This is a genomic window from Ruegeria sp. CE8 (assembly GCF_056537465.1).
Genome location: NZ_JBQFRP010000014.1, coordinates 1 through 18,412 on the forward strand (window position 1 = coordinate 1; position 18,412 = coordinate 18,412).

21 protein-coding genes are annotated in these 18,412 nt (G+C 55.8%); 9 read left to right on the forward strand and 12 right to left on the reverse strand.

The annotated features are described in order from the left end of the window. The coding region (locus ACR0AA_RS19530) for a transposase (RefSeq protein ID WP_480756892.1) at positions 1-238 on the forward strand (238 nt) is incomplete at its 5' end. A 132-nt stretch (positions 239-370) separates the two neighbouring features. After that, a complete protein-coding gene (locus tag ACR0AA_RS19535; protein ID WP_480666344.1) occupies positions 371-874 on the forward strand; it encodes a hypothetical protein in 504 nt (167 codons plus the stop codon). Positions 875-1,007: 133 nt separating this feature from the next. Here the strand turns inward: ACR0AA_RS19535 and ACR0AA_RS19540 are convergent, their stop codons facing one another. The 7 genes from ACR0AA_RS19540 to ACR0AA_RS19570 are packed head-to-tail and all read right to left on the reverse strand — an operon-like array spanning position 1,008 to position 9,346. After that, positions 1,008-2,393: a M20 family metallopeptidase gene (locus ACR0AA_RS19540; protein WP_480666345.1), complete on the reverse strand. Its 1,386-nt coding sequence runs from the start codon at positions 2,391-2,393 to the stop codon at positions 1,008-1,010. Positions 2,394-2,405: 12 nt separating this feature from the next. Further along, the gene (locus ACR0AA_RS19545) at positions 2,406-3,812 is read right to left on the reverse strand and encodes an amidohydrolase (protein ID WP_480666347.1); all 1,407 of its coding nucleotides are present in this window, start codon (positions 3,810-3,812) and stop codon (positions 2,406-2,408) included. Between the two features lie 20 nt (positions 3,813-3,832). After that, a complete protein-coding gene (locus tag ACR0AA_RS19550; RefSeq protein WP_480666348.1) occupies positions 3,833-4,837 on the reverse strand; it encodes an ABC transporter ATP-binding protein in 1,005 nt (334 codons plus the stop codon). Next, a complete protein-coding gene (locus tag ACR0AA_RS19555) occupies positions 4,834-5,811 on the reverse strand; it encodes an ABC transporter ATP-binding protein (RefSeq protein ID WP_480666349.1) in 978 nt (325 codons plus the stop codon). Before ACR0AA_RS19555 ends, ACR0AA_RS19550 begins: the two co-directional genes overlap by 4 nt. Further along, the gene (locus ACR0AA_RS19560) at positions 5,808-6,731 is read right to left on the reverse strand and encodes an ABC transporter permease (RefSeq protein WP_480756896.1); all 924 of its coding nucleotides are present in this window, start codon (positions 6,729-6,731) and stop codon (positions 5,808-5,810) included. The genes ACR0AA_RS19555 and ACR0AA_RS19560 overlap by 4 nt, the downstream gene beginning before the upstream one ends. Further along, complete coding sequence (locus ACR0AA_RS19565) at positions 6,728-7,705, reverse strand: ABC transporter permease (RefSeq protein ID WP_480486506.1); 978 nt, start codon at positions 7,703-7,705, stop codon at positions 6,728-6,730. Before ACR0AA_RS19565 ends, ACR0AA_RS19560 begins: the two co-directional genes overlap by 4 nt. A gap of 60 nt (positions 7,706-7,765) precedes the next feature. Then, complete coding sequence (locus tag ACR0AA_RS19570; protein ID WP_480666352.1) at positions 7,766-9,346, reverse strand: ABC transporter substrate-binding protein; 1,581 nt, start codon at positions 9,344-9,346, stop codon at positions 7,766-7,768. A 181-nt stretch (positions 9,347-9,527) separates the two neighbouring features. Here ACR0AA_RS19570 and ACR0AA_RS19575 point away from each other — a divergent pair, with 181 nt between their 5' ends. Beyond that, complete coding sequence (locus tag ACR0AA_RS19575) at positions 9,528-10,439, forward strand: LysR family transcriptional regulator (RefSeq protein WP_480666353.1); 912 nt, start codon at positions 9,528-9,530, stop codon at positions 10,437-10,439. Here the strand turns inward: ACR0AA_RS19575 and ACR0AA_RS19580 are convergent. Then, positions 10,436-11,977 (reverse strand): M81 family metallopeptidase, encoded by a 1,542-nt coding sequence (locus ACR0AA_RS19580; protein ID WP_480666354.1) that lies wholly within the window; start codon positions 11,975-11,977, stop codon positions 10,436-10,438. The two genes, ACR0AA_RS19575 and ACR0AA_RS19580, sit on opposite strands and share 4 nt — an antisense overlap. Before the next feature lie 151 nt (positions 11,978-12,128). Here ACR0AA_RS19580 and ACR0AA_RS19585 point away from each other — a divergent pair, with 151 nt between their 5' ends. Continuing rightward, positions 12,129-12,629 (forward strand): RES family NAD+ phosphorylase, encoded by a 501-nt coding sequence (locus ACR0AA_RS19585; RefSeq protein WP_480756900.1) that lies wholly within the window; start codon positions 12,129-12,131, stop codon positions 12,627-12,629. A 101-nt stretch (positions 12,630-12,730) separates the two neighbouring features. Here the strand turns inward: ACR0AA_RS19585 and ACR0AA_RS19590 are convergent, their stop codons facing one another. Continuing rightward, a complete protein-coding gene (locus tag ACR0AA_RS19590; RefSeq protein WP_480666356.1) occupies positions 12,731-13,294 on the reverse strand; it encodes a TetR/AcrR family transcriptional regulator in 564 nt (187 codons plus the stop codon). A gap of 78 nt (positions 13,295-13,372) precedes the next feature. Here ACR0AA_RS19590 and ACR0AA_RS19595 point away from each other — a divergent pair, with 78 nt between their 5' ends. From ACR0AA_RS19595 to ACR0AA_RS19610, 4 genes are read left to right on the forward strand one after another with little or no spacing between them, the layout of a single operon-like run. Next, the gene (locus ACR0AA_RS19595) at positions 13,373-14,254 is read left to right on the forward strand and encodes an oxidoreductase (protein WP_480756903.1); all 882 of its coding nucleotides are present in this window, start codon (positions 13,373-13,375) and stop codon (positions 14,252-14,254) included. Positions 14,255-14,275: 21 nt separating this feature from the next. Beyond that, positions 14,276-14,719, forward strand: coding sequence for a hypothetical protein (locus ACR0AA_RS19600; RefSeq protein ID WP_480666358.1), 444 nt, complete (start codon positions 14,276-14,278; stop codon positions 14,717-14,719). A 21-nt stretch (positions 14,720-14,740) separates the two neighbouring features. Beyond that, positions 14,741-15,220 carry an SRPBCC domain-containing protein gene (locus ACR0AA_RS19605; RefSeq protein WP_480756905.1) on the forward strand — a complete coding sequence of 160 codons (480 nt, stop codon included), beginning with the start codon at positions 14,741-14,743 and terminating at the stop codon, positions 15,218-15,220. Next, a complete protein-coding gene (locus tag ACR0AA_RS19610) occupies positions 15,204-15,512 on the forward strand; it encodes an NAD-dependent epimerase/dehydratase family protein (RefSeq protein WP_480756907.1) in 309 nt (102 codons plus the stop codon). Before ACR0AA_RS19605 ends, ACR0AA_RS19610 begins: the two co-directional genes overlap by 17 nt. Positions 15,513-15,860: 348 nt before the next feature. On the opposite strand, the gene ACR0AA_RS19615 is transcribed toward ACR0AA_RS19610, so the two are convergent. From ACR0AA_RS19615 to ACR0AA_RS19625, 3 genes are all read right to left on the reverse strand, one after another. Beyond that, positions 15,861-16,949, reverse strand: coding sequence for a DUF2652 domain-containing protein (locus ACR0AA_RS19615; protein ID WP_480756909.1), 1,089 nt, complete (start codon positions 16,947-16,949; stop codon positions 15,861-15,863). A 339-nt stretch (positions 16,950-17,288) separates the two neighbouring features. Further along, positions 17,289-17,507 carry a GDCCVxC domain-containing (seleno)protein gene (locus tag ACR0AA_RS19620; RefSeq protein WP_480756911.1) on the reverse strand — a complete coding sequence of 73 codons (219 nt, stop codon included), beginning with the start codon at positions 17,505-17,507 and terminating at the stop codon, positions 17,289-17,291. A gap of 139 nt (positions 17,508-17,646) precedes the next feature. After that, positions 17,647-17,835: a hypothetical protein gene (locus ACR0AA_RS19625; RefSeq protein ID WP_480756913.1), complete on the reverse strand. Its 189-nt coding sequence runs from the start codon at positions 17,833-17,835 to the stop codon at positions 17,647-17,649. A 99-nt stretch (positions 17,836-17,934) separates the two neighbouring features. On the opposite strand from ACR0AA_RS19625, the gene ACR0AA_RS19630 reads away from it, so the two are divergent. Further along, positions 17,935-18,333, forward strand: a complete 399-nt coding sequence (locus ACR0AA_RS19630; protein ID WP_480665752.1) for a MerR family transcriptional regulator — start codon at positions 17,935-17,937, stop codon at positions 18,331-18,333. Positions 18,334-18,412: the final 79 nt, after the last annotated feature.

An 18,412-nucleotide genomic window follows, 5' to 3' on the forward strand; every position in this document is an offset into this window, starting at 1 on the left:
CGCCGACTGGTTTCGAGAAGCGTTAAAAGACAAAGGGATACGCGCCAGCATCCCCGGCCGTAAACAACGCAAGACCCCGGTCAAGTACGATAAGCGTAGGTACAAACGCCGAAACCGCATCGAAATCATGTTTGGCAGGCTCAAAGTTTGGAGGCGTGTGGCAACCCGCTATGACCGTTGTCCAAAGGTCTTCCTTTCTGCCATCGCGCTCGCAGCAACCGTCATCTATTGGTTATGAATCCTGACCCTAATCTCAGCGACAGGGCAAGGCAGGGCCGACGTGAAAGACAAAGACGATTCGAAAGCTCACCCAAATGATGGTGAAAGGCTCTTTAGATTGAGAACGAGTATGGGTCTCAAAAAGTAGGAGATGGCCAGCCTTGTTAGATGTACGGCAAGGACGATACATGCCTACGAAAATGCAATTACCGAAATGCCTTTGCATCTGCGTCGGCTTCTACGCAGTTTAAGCGGCCTTGATGTGAACCCATCCGACCCGGAGGAAGATCCTTATTTAATCACAGCCCAGTATCGTGAAATGCACAAGGCGGAAGAGCTGACTGAAACTCCCGACCAAAGCCCTTTACAAAGAAACCTGCTCGCGAGAATAAGGCGCCTTCGAGTTTCAAGTCGAGAAAGGTTAAGGAACGAGCTTACGCCTGCACGACGGGCAGTCGAGAACACGATCTTTACCGCCTACTTGACCGCAGCAGCTGTAATCGCAATCGAACTGTTTCAACGCTCGATCGGTGGTTGGCAAACGCATCAATTGTATCACGACATGTTGCTTGCAGGTTCTCTGCTGACCGCATTTCTTCTCGTACTACCCGCCTGGATGACAACCTCTTGGGGCACAAAAGCCAAAACGCCTTGAAATGTAGGGCGGACAGCTGACTTTCGCTGCATTTGCGATATCAACTCCCCCTATCCGTGAAAGCGGTCATTTACAGTCGGGAGTGCGATACCCGCCCGATCCAGGTACGGATGAAGTCCTTTGTGGTGCGGGATCAGAGCGGCCTGACAAGGTCGCCAATATCCCAAAAAAGCCCGGCCATTGCGCGCAATGCGTCACGCGAAACTGACTTTAACACGTGCTCGTTTGGCGCGTGCTGCGAACAGCCGCAATAGGAATGCGGCACCCAAACCGTTGGGAGGCCGAGCACATCGGAAAAGACCTCGTTGGGCAAGGAACCGGCGAGATTTGGCAGGACATGGGGTGGCTTCCCACACGTTTTTTCAAGCGAACGCGCGACAAAAGACACCCACGGATGGTTGGGCGACGTTCGCGTTGCATCAAAGAAGCTGCGGTCGTGAGACTTGATCTGAACGATCTCAAAACCTCTCGCATCAAGGTGGCGTCGAAGAGCGGGTAGGATATCGGACTGGTTAGTGCCAACAACGAAGCGGAGCTGGCAGGCGGCTATGGCAAATCCCGAGATCGCGTTGACTGGTGCCTCGGGGACACCGCTTTTCATTGCGAGGACCGCAAAACTGTTCCAGCCGAAGACGCGTTCGGCCGGTGTCAGACCTTCCTCTCCCCAATTTTCGTCAATCTTCGGACCGCCATCCCCGCCAACCGGCAAGTTGCGCAGGGCGTCCCGGATGTCTTCAGTCAGGCTGGTCGGCCGCCACTCTGGTATTTGGATTTGGCCCCGCACATCGGTGATCGTCGAGAGGGCTTGTGCAAGGATCATCGCGGGGTCGGCAAGCAAACCGCCCCAGTTGCCGGAATGATGCGCACCGTCTCGAAGGTCAACGATGAGGTCGAACGAATTGCCGCCCCTTGCCCCCATGAACAACGTAGGCGTGTCGGACTGAAGGCGCGGTCCGTCCGATGCGATCAAGACGTCGGCGGCTAGGTTGTCTTTGTGCTTGGCGCAAAACTCCGACAACCCCGGTGATCCCATTTCTTCGCCCATTTCAATGAGAATGCGCATGTTGAAACCGAGCGCTCCACGAGCCTCAATGACAGCGCTCAGCGCCGCCAAATTGATGAGATGCTGCCCCTTGTTGTCGGCGGTTCCCCGTCCATAGAGGCGGTCGCACTCGTCAACCAATCGAAATGGGTGAAGCCCGTCGCGCCATTGATCCGTTTGCGCGCGGATCACGTCGCCATGCCCATAGGACAGGATTGTCGGACGCGCGTCGTCCTCGATGCGATCCGCAACTAAAATCGGTCCGGCATCGTGCACAGGGTTCGGGTAGATTTCACAGGAGAACCCGAGTCTGCTCAGGCGCGGAACGAGGGCTTCCTCAAGGTAGCGCGGAAGCTCCGCGGCTTTTTCCTGTGTCTGGCTCTCCGTCTCATGGGCAACCAGTTCGCTAAGTTCTGTTGCAAATTGACCGGCGTCGAAAAACTGGGCGGCGTTGTCTATTGCAGAGGCGCGGGTCACGGTTGTTTTGCCTCAGACAGGTGGACGCACGTCGTCCGGGATCGGACAAGTGTAAGGTGTTTCGCCCAGATGGTCTTGATGCGTCGCACGTGCAGCTTCGATGCGCGAGGGATCCTCAACCAGTCGACACGCTGTCGCGGCCATTGCTTTTGCCGCGTAGACCATGCCTTTGTGAGCCGCGGGCGCCTTGCCTTGTGCCACTGTTTGCCACGTATGAAACGGCGTTCCTATTGCACAGGTCGCAACTCGTGCCTGAACGGTTGGGACTGCCCAACTCACATCCCCCACATCTGTTGAGCCTTCGCCACCATCGCTGTGGCGATCAAGAGGTGCGATGAAGTCGCATAGTGCGAGATCCTTTTTCGGCTTGGCTCCGATCCGCTTGAAGGTCGTGTTGATGTCAGCCTTGGTCAATGTAGTCTGAATCTCGCGGGCAAAGCTGAGGTCTGCCTCGTCAAAGGCGACGGGTCCGAGTTTCTCTAGCTCGTGCTGCATGGTTTCTTCCAAAGGACGGTTGCCAAGCAGGTTTGAAACGCCGGAAAAAACCTGGCTGGTAACTTGCGTTCCTGTCATCAGCGCCGCGCCGTCCGCGATCTTTCGGACGCGCGTAACCAAATCGGCGAGGTCCGGTAGCGAGCTGGCACGGACGAGTTGGCGCACTGTGGCCTTGGCCTGCACCACATTCGGCGCAACGCCACCTGCGTCGAGATAGGCGTAGTGCACCCGGGCGCTGTCGGGCATGTGCTCGCGCAGATAATTCACGCCGATGTTCATCAGTTCAACCGCATCAAGCGCGGACCGGCCTAATTCAGGCGCGCCAGCAGCATGGGCAGCTTTTCCATGAAAAGTGAAATCGATCCGGGTGTTCGCGAGCGATCTGGCCTCATTCACGCCTGTGAAGGTCGCTGGATGCCAGGAGATGGCCGCGTCGACATCATCGAACAGTCCTTCGCGCACCATGTACGTCTTGGCCGCGCCCCCTTCTTCAGCCGGACAGCCATAGTACCGCACGCGCCCCTTGATGCCGTTTTCGGCCAGCCAGTCTTTCACAGCCGTCGCGGCCAAGAGTGCGGCAGCGCCCAGCAGATTGTGACCACACCCATGCCCGTTGCCGCCCTCTTCAATCGGCTGATGTTCAGCCACACCTGGCGCCTGGCTCAGATATGGCAGCGCATCGAACTCGCCGAGGATGGCGATCACCGGCCCCTCGTCTCCCGCTTCGCCAATCACGGCCGTAGGAATGCCAGCTGCATTCTCTGTTATCTTGAACCCCTGAGCGCGTAACATTTGCACATGCTCAGCGACGGACTTGTACTCGGCGTAAAGCGTCTCGGGCGTGTCAAAGACGCGGTCTGACAATGCGATAAAATCATCACGATGGCGGTCAACGTGGTCCCAGATCGGATCGGCGTTTTTCAAGGGGCTCTCCAGCTTCTCGTTCAAACGGTTTCGGCGTGTTCCAGCAGGCAGGCTGTTTCGCGCCCGCCGCGCCCGGCTTTCAGTTCAGGAACGGTGGTGCGGCACTCAGCTGTCGCCACCGGGCAACGCGGATGAAAAGTACATCCAGATGGCGGATCGAGCGGCGACGGAATTTCCCCCTCAATCGGGGCAAACTCACGCCGGCGCTGATCAAGGCGCGGAGCCTCTGCAAGCAGCGCTTTCGTGTAGGGATGGCGTGGGTTAGAAAAAATTTCCTCAGTCGAGGCGCTCTCGACAATGCGGCCCAGATACATTATCGCCACGCGGTCGGCGATGTGTTCGACGACGCTCAGGTCATGGCTGATGAACAGATAGGTCAGGCCCAGCTCCTCGCGCAGATCCATGAACAAGTTGATGACCTGCGCCTGGATCGATACGTCCAGCGCAGCGATGGCTTCGTCGCAGACAAGGAACTTCGGCTTCACGGCGAGCGCACGGGCGATCCCGATCCGCTGCCTTTGCCCGCCGGAAAACTGATGCGCGTAACGCCGCTTAAGCGACGGGTCGAGGCCGACCTTGCGCATAACGTCGTCTACGTAGTCCGCACTCTCTGTCTTGCTGACGATCCCATGCATACGCGGTGCTTCGCCGATGATATCTTCGACGCGCATACGCGGATTTAGGCTGGCAAAGGGGTCCTGAAAGATCATCTGAATTGCGAGGGTCGCCGCGCGTTTGTCGGCGCCGTTCAACGTCGCAACATCTTTGCCTTCGTAGAACATCTGTCCGTCACTTGCAGGGTGAATGCCGGCAACAACACGTCCCAAAGTGGACTTGCCGCAGCCGGATTCGCCGACCAATCCCAGAACCTCACCCTTTTGAATCGACAGGTTCACGTTATCGACAGCATGGACCGTTTCTTCCCGGATATTCGCGCCAAGTCGCTGCGCGATTTTCCCCGCGACGTCCAAACGCTTAGTGAAGCGCTTGGAAACGCCGCGGATTTCGACGAGCGGTTCTGTCATGATGCCTTCTCCTCCGCGCGTTGCGGGTTGAAACAGCGAAGGCGGCGACCGTCTACGTCCTCTATCGGGGGTCGCTTGGAACACGCTGCCGTTCGGGCCTGACAACGCGGGCCAAAGGCGCATCCTTCAGGCAGGGCGAGCATGTTTGGCGTCATCCCTTCGATCTGGAACAATCGTTGCCCGCGCCGGTTCGCCGTCGGAACCGATCCGAGGAGCCCAACCGTATAGGGATGCAACGGACGGTCGATAACATCGTCGATACCGCCTTGCTCAACGATCCGTCCGGCATACATGACCGAAATCCGGTCCGCGAGCCCTGCAACAACGGCTAGGTCATGCGTGATCCAGATCATGGCGGTACCTGTGCGTTTCGTCAGCTTCTGCGCCTCGTGGATGATCTGCGCCTGAATTGTCACGTCGAGTGCGGTTGTCGGCTCGTCGGCAATGATGAGGTCCGGCTGGTTCAGGAAAGCTGTCGCAATCGCCACGCGCTGCCGCATCCCACCGGAAAGCTGATGCGGATAGGCCTGCAAACGTTCTTCCGGCGATGGGATGCCGACCAAACCAAGCGCATCGCGGCTTCTTTCCCAGGCTGTTTGGCGGCTGACGTTTTCATGGGCGAGAATGGCTTCGATCATCTGTGTATCGACGCGCAGGACCGGGTTGAGCGTCATCATCGGATCCTGAAAGATCATCGAGATCCGGTTGCCACGCAAGGCCTTAAGTCGCTCTTCCGGCGCGTTCGCGATCTCTTCACCGTTGAATCGTATTGACCCTTTGACGATGCGCCCGGGGGGATCGATCAGCCCGAGGATGGAAAACCCGGTGATCGACTTGCCTGACCCGGACTCACCCACCAGCCCCATGACCTCGCCTTTGGAAACGGTGAAGTCCACACCGTCCACGGCCTTGACCGCACCCGCGTGTGTGAAGAAGTGGGTCTTCAGCCCGCTGACTTCGAGTACTGCCGTCATTTCTTCAACCTCGGGTTCAAAACATCGCGCAAATGGTCGCCCACAAGGTTGATGGACACGACCGTCAGCAAGAGCGCGACGCCGGGGAAAACGGATATCCAGTAGCGCCCGGATAGCATGTACTCGAAGCCATTAGCGATCAGCACCCCAATCGACGGTTCAGTCTGTGGAAGGCCTACGCCAAGGAACGAAAGCGTCGCTTCCAATGAGATCGCGCTGGCGGTTTGCACCGTGCCGACGACGATCAGAGGAGCCATGCAATTCGGAAGGATATGGCGAAAGACGATCCGGGGTCGCGATATTCCAAGGCATTGCGCGGCTTCGACATACTCCTTGCCACGCTCGACAAGCGCGGTCGCGCGAACCGTGCGGGCGTAGTAGGCCCATTGCGCGATCACGAGGGCGAGGATGATCTTGTCGACACCCTTACCAAGTGCCGCAACCATCATCAGCGCAACCAGCGATGCCGGGAACGACAGTTGAAGATCCACGATGCGCATGATGAACGCTTCGGTCCGGCCACCGGCGTAGGCCGCGACCAGACCGATCGCCATACCGATCAGAAGGGCAATCACTCCAGAAGCAAGCCCAACGGTCAGAGAAATACGCAAGCCATAGAGAATTGCCGAGTAGAGATCGCGTCCAGACCCGTCCGAACCGAGCCACATGGTGTATCCGTCGAATGCTTCGGAACCCGGAGGCAAGCGCCCATCCATGACGCTGACCTGACCAAGATCGTAGGGGTTCTGCGGCGTGATCCAGGGTGCCAGGATGGCCAGCAGAACGATGATCAGGAATATGCCAAGCGCCGCTGTCGCGATCCTGCTTTCGAAGAACTCGGCCCGAAAACGCTGGAACGGCGTCTCGACTTTAGGGGACTTGGCGGGGGTCAGCGAATGATCTGTGACGGTGTCGGTCATGCGCCCTGATCCTGCAAACGAACCCTCGGGTCGAGGATCGAGTAGAGTATGTCGACGATCAGATTGATCAGCACGAAGAACAGTACGATGATCATCAGATAGGCGACGACGACGGGCCGATCCAATTGCAGTATTGCGTCGATCAGCAGTTTGCCCATCCCGGGCCATGCGAAGATCGATTCAGTCACCACCGAGAACCCAATCAAACTGCCGAATTCGAGGCCCATGACGGTCACTACCGGGATCATGATGTTCTTCATCACATGCACCAGAATGATGCGTCGGGTCGAAAGCCCTTTGGCCCGGGCATATTTCACGTAATCCTGCCCCATCGCTTCACGGACACCTGCTCGGGTAAGGCGGATTGCCAGTGAAATCTTAAGAAGTGCCAGGTTGAGAGCAGGCAGGAAGATGTGGCTCAACCCATCGAGCGTAAATAGGCTGCTGTGAATCCCAAGAAACGAGCCGATATCGCCGCGCCCTGTCGCTGGGAGCCATCTAAGTTCTACGGCAAACAGCATGATGAGCATAAGCCCGACCCAGAAGGTCGGCAGTGAGAAACCGAGAATCGAGCCAGCCATGATGCCTTTGGAAAGCGGGCTGTCGGGATAGAGCCCGGCATAAAGACCCAATGGAATACCGATCACGATAGCAAGAAAGAGTGCACTGAAGGCCAGTTCCATCGTGGCAGGCATATGGTGCAGGATCAGTTTGAGCGCGGGCTCACCGAAGACGAAGCTATCGCCGAGGTCACCCTGTGCCGCACCTTTGAGGAACAACCAGTACTGTTCCCAAATAGGCCGATCCAATCCAAGCCGTCGAATGGCAGCTTCGATGTCAGCCTGATCCGCGTCGGGGCTGACTAGCATGTAGACCGGGTCACCAACGATGTTGACGCCAAAAAAGACAATCACCGACATCAGGAAGACAACAAGCATTGCTTGCAGCAATCGGCGAATGACGAAAACGGTCATGAGGACATTCCTTGGGCAAAGGCTCCGGGCCGCTGCGAAGTCGGCCCGGATGCATTGCGGTTACTCTTTCACGACGCCTGTCGCGAGAGTGTACTCGTCGGTCCGAGGGATGTAGCTCAGACCTTTTTTGGCCGCCCAGGTGTTGACCTGGAAGTGAGTCGGAATGATCGCCACATTATCGATCGCGCGCTCCGTCGCCGCCGCGAGTAGTTCCTGTCGCTTGGCGTCATCGACTGTTCGCAGGGCTTCCTCGATCAACGCGTCGGTTTCGGCATCCGAGTGCCGGCCTCGGTTCGATGATCCAAAGCCCGCATCCTTGTCATGCGTGTGGATCAGGGACTTAAGAGGCGAAGACGCTTCGCCAGACCCTGCGCCCCATCCGACGAGGATAAAGCTGAACTCCGGCAGACCCTCCGGGCTGCCTTTGGACGCGCGTCCGAAGTATACCGAACGCGGCATGGTTTCGACGGCTGTCTTGATGCCCACACGGGTCAACATTTGCGCAATTGCCTCGGCAATTTTGGCGTCGTTGATGTAGCGGTCATTCGGCCCATGGATTGTCATTTCAAATCCATCGGGATAACCGGCTTCAGCCAGAAGCGCTTTAGCACCATCCGGATCATAGGCCACCACGTCCAGATTGTCGGACACGCCAAAGAATCCCTCGGGCAGAAGCTGGCCGGCGGGCAGCGCAACCCCCTCCATGACACGCTCGACGATTGCATCGCGGTTGATCGCCATGCTGATCGCCTTACGGACGCGGACATCCATGAGCGGGTTCTTGATATCGCCGCCACCGTTGGCCTTCACAAAGGGTGAATCCTCGCGGAATTGGTCCATGTGAAGATAGATCACTCGGTTGGACACGCCCTGGCTCAACTGGATATCATCGTTGCCCTGAAGTGTTGTGATATCGGTCGTCGGAACGCCCGATATCATGTCGACGTCACCGGCAAGAAGCGATGCGACACGGCTCGGACCGGACGTGATTGGGCGGAATTCCACCTCGGACCAGATCGGTGCATCACCCCAGTAGTCGTCGTTCCGTACCAGTACGATGCTTTCACCCGGCGTGTAACTTTGGAACTTGAACGGCCCTGTGCCAATGGCTGCCGTACCCGCGTTGAAGTCCTCCGTCGTTGCTTCGCAGCCCACTTCTGAGATCACAGGGATCGTGGAAATGTCATTGCCCATCAACGGATAAGGTGCGGTCGTTTTGAAGTGCACCGTGTAGTCATCGATCTTGACGACTTCCTTACCCTTTAGATAGGTGCCGTATCCCGATGGAGAGTTCGGTACGTCTGGCGCGCGCGCCATGGTGCAGACTACATCGTCTGCCGTAAAGTCGCTTCCATCGTGAAACTTAACGCCTTCACGCAGCTTGAATTCCCAAGTTAGTTCATCAATCGGCTCCCATGACACGGCAAGATCCGGCGATAGGCGCTGATTTTCATCCTGCGCGATCAGCCGGTCAAAGATGTGCACGGACATTGCGTTGTTCGGACCCAGGTTGTGAAAATGCGGATCGAGCGACGTCGGCTCCGAAGCGAGGCCGATCGTTAGTTTTTCGGCCGAAACAGCACCGGCGCCGAAAGCCAAAATGCTGACGGCGACGGCTGTCGCAGATGTGAGTTTCCTCATCAAAAAGACTCCCTGTTTGTTTGGCGCTTGTGAATGGGCGAATCTTTGGCCGATCCCGCGCCCTATTAAAAAAGGCTAGCTACCGCAAAAATCATTGCCAATACTTATTGCTATGCGACTTTGCATAGACCAATCCAAGAGTTTGGATGTTCAGCCGCTCGTACCGGGGGAGTAATGTAGCATGACGGAACACAGACACAGACTGCGCGAGTTCGAGTCGCTAAGAGCCGTGATCACGACTGGGACAACCATCGGCGCCGCGCGGCGTCTCGGGATTTCTCAGTCTGCCGTAAGTCGGTCCTTGTCGCAACTCGAGGCCCGAGTTGGACGGTCGCTGTTTCTCCGCCGGTCTGGACGAATTGACCCAACCGACGAAGCGTTGCGCCTCAACGAAAAACTGGACCCAATCTTCGAGACGCTTGCCGATATCGAGGGCGCAGAATGGGCTACTCCGGATAACGAGCCGTTGCGCCTGATCGTGCCGCCGACACTGGCGCATCACTTTGTCATCTCCAGGGTCGCCAGTTTTCTCAAGAAGAATGAAGGAAAGCAGCTTCAATTGGATATTCAGGCCACAGACGTGCTGGTCGCCGGCATTCTCGACCTCCGCTATGACCTTGGTTTGACGAGTGCGATGATCCAACGAACGGGTGTTCACCTAATGCCATGGCGCCGCAGTCAGGTGGTCTGCGCCATGCCGAACAACCATCCGCTATCGGAAAAACGAGTGGTAACGCCGCACGACCTAGAAGGCGTCGCGCTGATCGAGTTTCTGCGAAGGCTGGGGACGCGAGCGATCACCGAAAAGATCTTTGCGCGCGCCGGAATTCGTCCAAAACAAGTCGCCGAAACGGCAACGAACATGGCCGCTCTGGAGCTTGTCCGCGAGGGTTTGGGCGTGACGCTCATCAACCCGTTCCCATTGTTGTCGACGGGGATGGAAGGTGTTGTCGTCAGGCCATTTGACGCCGCCATCTTTTATGACACCAGCTTCGTTCTACCATCAGGCCGACCGCCTTCTCAGCTTGCCCGCCAGTTCATGCAATTTGTCAAGTTGACGACGCCGCATGACAAGTACTCAGAGCCCGTCTAGCGCAGCATCTTAGCCGACCACGAGGTGTCGACGTCCATCGGAAAGTTCGGTCGTGGCAAATTCGCAAACGGCCAGCGGTCGTGAACTGGCGACGTAAGTCCACCCGTGTCGACCTCAAATACCTGGTTTGGAGCAAACCAATTGGAGAAACCGGCCCGAAAATGACCTCGGGATTTCACAACAACGGTCCGGGCCGACGCAATATCCAGTCCGAACATGTGAAAGAACACGGGGTCGGCAGTCTGCGTGCGATCGGTTATCACAACCACGGTGATGCCGCCAATAAGTAGCGCGGCGGATGGCCCCGGGGCCAATCTCCGACCGGCCGTCATGCCCAGTTCACCAACCACATCGCCATTGTGGAGACCCAAGACCTCTGCATCCGCCTCAAAAGGCACATCCCATTGCGCCCAGGAAGCGTTCGGATCGCAAGACCGGTTGAATTGTGCCCTAAATTTGCCACCGACACCGATACGGTGGGCTTGGTTCGCAAGTTCCGGATCGCAAAAGGAACCGAACAGACATTCCTCGGCTTTTGCCGCGTGAAGAGCGGCTAACAGTTCTGTCGTCCTGCCACTGCCGCCGCCGCCAGGGTTATCGCCGGCATCGGAGAATATTACAGGTGCACGTGCTCGCTCGGAGGAGATCGAGATCGCGTCCGAGACAGATGAAAGTTGCCGGACAAAATCCGTTCTCAAAGACCAGGCCATGTCCGCCAGTTCCGTCGCCAATGCCTTGGCCGCGTTCTCGTCTTCACGCGCGGTGACAACGATGCTCAAACCGTTGTCAGGTGTGTCTGAGAAAAGGAAATTGCCGAAGATTGATACGTTGACGATCTCGCCTCGACTTTCGGCTTGTCGTCGCTGACCGTAGTCGATCAGCGTGCCATATGGGTGCTCGGCACTTAGCAGGGTCACGGATGCCGGAACAAGAGGCAGTTTGACATGCGCGGTTTGGGGCCGGACGCCCGACGCCAAAACTCGGCGCAGCGAAAAGGCGGCTTCCTCGCCACGTTCTATCTGATCGACGTGAGGATTGGTCCGATAGCCGACGATCAGATCGCAGGCATCGACCATCCGTTGTGAGATATTTGCATGCAGATCGAGTGTCGCAACGACAGGTACGTCCGGTCCGACAACTCTCCGAATGCGTGACATCAACAAACCGTCGGGGTCGTGGTCATGTTCAGCCACCATCGCGCCGTGATTGCAGATGTAGACTGCGTCAACAGGGCCAGCTGAGCGAAGCATGTCTTCCGAAGTCACTATGATCTCTTCGATCACGGTTTTTCGTACTGGACCTGCGGGATGGCTGGCTGCCAAGATACAGGGTACCGGCGTCCAGTCGCCCGTAGCATCCATCGCCCGGACAAAGGCTGCAAATTCTATTGCCAGCTTTGGTGTCGCGGATCTGGCTTCAGACATCAAAGCATCGCCTGAAAGCCATGTCAGAGACTTAAAGTCTGACAAATCAGCCGGGGGTGCAAAGCGATTTGACTCGAGAATTGCGCCAAGGAGGGCGATCTTTGGAGCCGTCATGCGAGAGGCCTTTGGAAATGCAACACAGTGAGAGGAAACATGAGTAAGTGATTTCAATCAAGATATCATGAGTCTTCTCTTTTCTAGGAAAACCCCTGCCGCCTTGCGTCTTTCCTATAACGCGACGCGCAAACGATCAGTGCCACCGGTTATGCTGACAGAAGTTTCAGGAGAATTCGTAAAGATTGTTTGGGCCGATGACCCAGACGTTCACCTCATGCGCGGCGCACCGGATCGCCCACCGGCCCGGTTCAATCGCCGGGGGCAGGACGCTTTGTATCTGAGCCCTGATGTCGAAAGCGCAAAAGTCGCTATTGGTCAGGACGTCAGGAAGGATGATCGCCCGCGGGTTGTGCTGACCTTCGAGGTGGAACGATGTGCGTTGTTCGATCTGCGCAGACCCGAAGCCGCAAATATTTATGCGCTCGCCAGTCAACCCTGGCGCAAACTCCTAGCTGCGGGCGGAGAACCGTCCTCATGGCTCGCTGCTGATCGGTTCAGAACAGATGGGCATATCGGATTGATTGACCCTTCACGAAGGCGTCCGGGTCTTTGGCACATCACTTTATTTCGATGGAACGAGCCAGGCGCACCTGGCGTGTTTCGGCGTAGTGAAGTGAAGCCGGTTTCCGTCCTGCCGGATTATCGGTGACGTTTAGCTTTGCTTTTTGCCATCGCAGCGAATGGCGACTTTGCGGATGCGACCGCAGTAATGCTAAAGGCTGCTGACAATCCGTTATGGGCCGAGCTGGTCTAAAAGCTGTCGGTGACTTTCAACGCCGACACTCGCAAAGCGGACAATAATTCGAGTAAGTGTTTTTTACTCTTTGCGCTGTACTTGGCCGCTGTTGAGGAGCGCTGAATGAAGTCTGCGTACTGCTCAACAGTCAGATCGCAGCTTTCAATCGCACCTGAATACGGCTTCAGGACACGTATGATGATCTCGGTGTTTCGTTTTGCGCCGGCCTCCAACTCTTTCTGACTTGTCGAGGTAACGCCAGCGATGATGTCCTCGGCGTTGGGCGATGACTGCAAGAAGTCATAATGCTCGATGACGGCGTATTTGAAGACCACATCAAGTTGCGCACCAAGGCCATCAGCTTTTCCAAGATCGCTCTCGATATCAAGAACGACCCTGTCTGCCAGCGAACGGATCGTGGCCCGTAACACCTCATCCTTGTTCGCGAATGCCTTGTAGAGCGTTTGCCGTGAAATCCCCGCTTCTTTGGCGATATCGTTCATGCCCGTGCGCTTCACGCCGTAGCGAAGAAAAAGCCGTTTCGCGGCTTCGAGGATGTAGTCGTGGCGTTCTTTCATGATTTACATATTGACAAATAGATGCCTTGTGTCAATATTGACAATCACCCATAATATGTCAGCTTGTCAGGATGCGAGATGCCCAAACAATCTGAAAAAGTCGCGATCGTCACCGGTGCAAACAATGGCATCGGGTTTGAAACAACGGTCGGGATGTCCGAAGCAGGTTTCCACGTCGTCATGGCGTGCCGCAGCCTTGAAAAAGCCGAAGCCGCCAAAGTAAACGTTCTCGCGCGGATCCCTTCTGCATCACTCGACATTCTCGTGCTGGACCTGAGCGATGTGACTTCTGTTCGTGCGTTCGCCGATGCATTCCGCAATAGGTACTCCAAGCTGGATGTGCTGATAAACAACGCGGGTATCTTGCTGTGCTCCGCTCAAACGAATGCACATGGCGTCGGGTTGCAGTTCGCAACCAACCACTTGGGCCACTTCCTGCTGACTGCGCTTCTGATCGACATGTTCCCGGACGACCCCGCATCGCGGATCGTCTCACTCTCCAGTATTGCCCACAAGAATGCGAACATTCACTTTGACGATCTGACATGTGACCAAGATGGCGGCGTTGCTTACGGTCAATCAAAGCTCGCCTGCCTATTGTTCGGCGACGAACTGGACCGTCGCCTTAAGGCTTCGGGCAAGCTACTGAAGTCGCTGACTGTGCATCCGGGCGGATCAGACTCCGGTCTGTTCAACGATTTGGACGAAGCAACGCGCGCTGTGATGAAGGCACAAGTCGAACAACTTCTGCACTCCAATGAAGACGCTGCGAAGCCGTCTCTGTCCGCCGCTTTGTCGGATCAAGTCAAAGGCGGCGAATACTACGGGCCTACTGGCCCAGAAGAGATGAGCGGGAAGACTGGAGTCGCGATCCGCAATCCAATTTGCGAAGACCACGATTTGGCCAAACGTTTGTGGCGTCTCTCGGAAGAGATGACCGGCCAGACATTTGCGATCTGAGGGATGGGGATGAACAGGTTCATGGATCGCTTCTCGCAGGGGTTCGAGTATCTGATCGTACTCGCCTCGGGTATCATGCTGGGCTGGGGTTTTCTCGGGTTTTTTGAATACTTCACCGGGCTGGCTCCGCTCATGCCATTGCAAAACGCAACGTTCCCACTGGGCATGCAAACCCTCCACTGGGTCCTGATCACCGCATCCGGTGCCACGTTTCTGGCCGGTTACGTCCTGCGCTGGAAATTCACTCCAATTGCCATGCTGGTCATGTTCACCGCGCTCGCCACCATGTGCGCTGTGCAAACCTTTGACATGTTGGAAAATCCGGATCGCTACCGGAACTTCGTCCAGGAATGCGTCAATTACATCATCATCTCGACCTACCTTTTTCGATCCAAGCGCAGGCGGGATCGTTTTGGGCGGATCACAATTCAGGGCGGGGATCGCGTCTCGCCACAGAACGCTTGAGACCGCAACGGAAGGACAGTCATGGAAACCGGATCATCGGAAAAAGTGAACCTCTCACATCACAAAATCCACACAGACATTTTAATCGATGCGCCGGCGGACTTGGTCTGGGCGGTTCTGACCGACACGGCAAACTACAAGGACTGGGCTGTGTTCCTTGTGGGTATCAAGGGAGAAATCAAGGATGGATCGACAATTACCGTCGACTTTCAGCTTGATTCATCAAAGGAGAAACTGACCACCTTGGATCACACGATCTCGGTCGTGGAGGGGACGGAGTTTTTCTGGGCTGAAAAGGGGCCGGGTGGCATTCGCGATAACCACCACTTTTGTGTTGAGCCGTTGGTGGGTGGCAAAACCCGCTTCGTACAATCCGATGAAATCATGGGGGGCATCACATTCCTGATGGGCGGGCGCTTGGCAAAAATGTATGTCGAAGGTTACCAAGCTTTCAATCGCGGCTTGAAAGCCGAGGCAGAGCGCCGTGCCCAGTCTGCCTGACAAGACATCTCGACCACTTGGACGTGTCCTGCTGACCGGTGCGACGGGGATGGTGGGTTCATCGGTACTTGCGGCATTGCTGGGCGAAGAAACTGTGTGTGAAGTCGTGTCGCTTGGGCGCAGGCCGTCCGGTTTAGATCACCCAATGCTGATCGATGTGAAGTTTGTAGCATTCGACGAAACTCAATCCATTGAGCCCCACCTCGATGGTATCGACACTGTTTTCCATTACCTGCTAGCGGCCATTGATCCTGCATGCAAAGAAGGTTGGAAGAGAGCCCAAAGCGACTGATACTGCGCGACGCACGAACGGGCGTATTACCGCCATTGTTTATGGTTAGTACGGCTCACTGCCGACATCCAGCGGCAGGTCGCAATGCTGCTACCGCAGCCCGCGTTGCCGCCATTCGCTGCAGGAGCAAAGCCGAAGGCAACTCGAAATAACGATCTGACTAACAAAGCAGAAGTGGCTGCTCAATACCGCGAGGTTCGCGTGAAAGCCATTGCGGCCATCTAAAAAGCTCCAAGCCCATTCTGATTTGAAGCGAACAACCCCGATCGTAAAGGTCCCACCTACTTCGATGCATCGTGTGATGCCCTCAGCTCATTTAGCGGCAGTGTCGCCTCTAAATACCCATCTTTACTGTTCCTGACTCTTTTGACGAGCCTCCAATGCCATCTCGTCGAGAATACCGAAAGCCACTGGATAAAAATTCTCGAATAATTCGATCACCGCTGTTTCCTCCTCGGGATGATGTGTTCCCTCGGCATCAGTAAGCCGCCCCATTCGAAACACGATCTCGGTGCCTTCATCTACAGGGACTAACTCATAGGTCTCAAAATTAGTAAGACCCTCAATAGACGAATTGTGTAGAATATCAGTCACGTAATCGAATGGATGCCAGTCGACGATCAGCATCTGAAAGTGAGCGGCTTCATGAATGCAGTGCAAACGAACGCCGACCGAAGTGCGCGATGCATCCCCTTCCCGATAGGCGTCTTTCAACATCATCCAGCGCATCTTGAGCCGCGGCTCTGTGAGCATTTCCCAAACCACTACCGGTGGCGCGTCTATTGTGTGCCGGGTTGTGAACACGGCATCCTCGTCGGTAACGCGGACGGGTCCGGCGACTTCCCGGTATCGTTCCCAGGCCGCAGCAAGGTCGTAGACCCGCATCGGCACGTCGCCAAAGTGCTCGAACTGAGCGCTGTATTGCATGAGGTCAGACTCGATGCCCATTGCCCGGAACGCGTCTTCTGAGAACAGGGCGTAGCTGAGGATACCAGTATCCTCCTTCACATCAGTCTTCGCCATACGATGCACGAGTATGACGTCAGCACCGGAAATGTCCTTCATCGGTCCGATCGATAGTTCTTCAAATTTTCCGTGATGCGCAAGGATCTTTAGATCGAGATCGGCTACGTTGCGGCACGCGTTGCAGGGGCAAGTCGTGTTTTGCACAATGTTCCGTCGACGTTCGGCGAACGCCCGATAAAGGCTTTCACATATATTGAGGAAAGTTTCGCCAGAAGGGAATGGCCCACTCGAATAAGCGAGAACGGCGTCACCCTCGAGGCCCCGCAACTTCATTGGGTCCTTCAATTCCATCACAATTGCTTCCAGCAAAGAATGGATGATCGGGTTGGCGTGTTCCAACTCTGACCGGGTCAAGTATCCAGTGTAACCGGTGATATCGGCGATGAGCAGATAGCCTGACTGAATAGACATAGTCACAAAGATCCCAATTTCGCGCGTCAATACATATGGTAGACAACGAATTTGTTCCGAGCAACGTAGTTCAGGCACAGGAACTGAATGCCCGGAAATGACGCCAGATGGGCATTAGTTGTTGGTATTCTGTCATCTTCTTCAGACTCGCACCTGCCGTCCAAGACGGCGCAGCATCTTGGTCATCGCTGAAGAATGGATAATCAATGTTGGCCCATATTTGACACTGAACGTGCAAATAGATTTTGCCAGTGCAGCCCGCAATTCGGACGTTCGCCTCCGGTGCGAGATTTTGAAGCTGATGAACTCACTCATCGCGCAACAAACCTGCCCCTTAACTCAACCGCAACAACTATCGCCCGTCTGAATTGGCGGGCACGGAACGGTGGCATAGGAGCAGTATACGCAACAGTCGCCCTCGAGCGGTTTCAATACTGTCTCGCACGCTTTGCACTTATAGAACCACTGGCAGGCGTTTGTCGGCATTTCCTCGGTCTCGGCATGTCCGCATTTGGGACACGTCAATGTGCTTTCAAGCACCACGTTTTGATCCGTCATAATCTCACATCTGCATAATCAGATAGTCGTTGATCCGAGCCTCATTGAACACGATGACCCATGCCAGTCCGGTCATTGCTGTGCTTCCGGCAAGCCACCATTTCAGCCGCCCAATTGATCTGCGTCGATGCGATACCGATCAGGACAACGCGACCAGCGCAGTCGATATTGTCAGTACATAAAAACTTGCTGCCGCAATATTCCCGAATATTGCCAGCCAACTGCCGCCCAACCCGAGCAACATCATGGCCATGGGTAGAACACAGCAGGTCGCCACGCCAAGCGCTGAAACCGATCCTAAATAACTGAGGCCAAGGTATTTCTGCATTCTTCTTCTCCACTGGTCTTCACGGCACGGCTTTGCAGTGATGACCCAAGCGGTGTATAAATCCTGTAGCCACTACAGGATCAAGCAGGACAATTTCATATGATTGCGATTGGAGAGGCTTCCCGGCAAAGTGGAGTAGGTATTGAAACCATCCGCTATTATGAACGCGAAGGAATTGTGCCCAAACCCGAGCGCGCCTCCAACAATCGCCGTCTCTACTCACAACGTGATGTTGGAAGGTTGCGTTTTTTGAGAAAGTGCCGGGATTTAGGATTCCCACTTGCAGACGCGAAGACGCTGCTCGACCTGTCAGAAAGCAGTGGTGCAGACTGCCAAACCGTGAAGGAGATGGCAGAGCGTCATGTCTCCAATGTGCGTCGTAAGATCAAGGAGTTAACAGTTCTGGAAGCGGCGTTGAATGAACTTACTGCTAACTGCGATAGCGGAAACATATCCTGCCCAATGCTCTCCCAACTGAGGACAAGAGATAGTCACTAAGGCCTCGGTCCAGACTTGCGGCGATGCGGCGTCGAAGGTTGAACACCAGAGATGAACGTCAACCCGATCTCCTGTGATA

Bases quoted from the DNA above. Each gene is read 5' to 3' on its own strand.
- ACR0AA_RS19630 (WP_480665752.1), top strand. From the start codon at position 17,935: ATGATTGCGATTGGAGAGGCTTCCCGGCAAAGTGGAGTAGGTATTGAA.
- ACR0AA_RS19560 (WP_480756896.1), bottom strand. From the start codon at position 6,731: ATGACCGACACCGTCACAGATCATTCGCTGACCCCCGCCAAGTCCCCT.
- ACR0AA_RS19565 (WP_480486506.1), bottom strand. From the start codon at position 7,705: ATGACCGTTTTCGTCATTCGCCGATTGCTGCAAGCAATGCTTGTTGTC.
- ACR0AA_RS19615 (WP_480756909.1), bottom strand. From the start codon at position 16,949: ATGTCTATTCAGTCAGGCTATCTGCTCATCGCCGATATCACCGGTTAC.
- ACR0AA_RS19625 (WP_480756913.1), bottom strand. From the start codon at position 17,835: ATGCAGAAATACCTTGGCCTCAGTTATTTAGGATCGGTTTCAGCGCTT.
- ACR0AA_RS19595 (WP_480756903.1), top strand. From the start codon at position 13,373: ATGCCCAAACAATCTGAAAAAGTCGCGATCGTCACCGGTGCAAACAAT.
- ACR0AA_RS19570 (WP_480666352.1), bottom strand. From the start codon at position 9,346: ATGAGGAAACTCACATCTGCGACAGCCGTCGCCGTCAGCATTTTGGCT.
- ACR0AA_RS19605 (WP_480756905.1), top strand. From the start codon at position 14,741: ATGGAAACCGGATCATCGGAAAAAGTGAACCTCTCACATCACAAAATC.
- ACR0AA_RS19535 (WP_480666344.1), top strand. From the start codon at position 371: ATGGCCAGCCTTGTTAGATGTACGGCAAGGACGATACATGCCTACGAA.
- ACR0AA_RS19590 (WP_480666356.1), bottom strand. From the start codon at position 13,294: ATGAAAGAACGCCACGACTACATCCTCGAAGCCGCGAAACGGCTTTTT.
- ACR0AA_RS19575 (WP_480666353.1), top strand. From the start codon at position 9,528: ATGACGGAACACAGACACAGACTGCGCGAGTTCGAGTCGCTAAGAGCC.
- ACR0AA_RS19620 (WP_480756911.1), bottom strand. From the start codon at position 17,507: ATGACGGATCAAAACGTGGTGCTTGAAAGCACATTGACGTGTCCCAAA.
- ACR0AA_RS19555 (WP_480666349.1), bottom strand. From the start codon at position 5,811: ATGACGGCAGTACTCGAAGTCAGCGGGCTGAAGACCCACTTCTTCACA.
- ACR0AA_RS19550 (WP_480666348.1), bottom strand. From the start codon at position 4,837: ATGACAGAACCGCTCGTCGAAATCCGCGGCGTTTCCAAGCGCTTCACT.
- ACR0AA_RS19600 (WP_480666358.1), top strand. From the start codon at position 14,276: ATGGATCGCTTCTCGCAGGGGTTCGAGTATCTGATCGTACTCGCCTCG.
- ACR0AA_RS19580 (WP_480666354.1), bottom strand. From the start codon at position 11,977: ATGACGGCTCCAAAGATCGCCCTCCTTGGCGCAATTCTCGAGTCAAAT.
- ACR0AA_RS19585 (WP_480756900.1), top strand. From the start codon at position 12,129: ATGCTGACAGAAGTTTCAGGAGAATTCGTAAAGATTGTTTGGGCCGAT.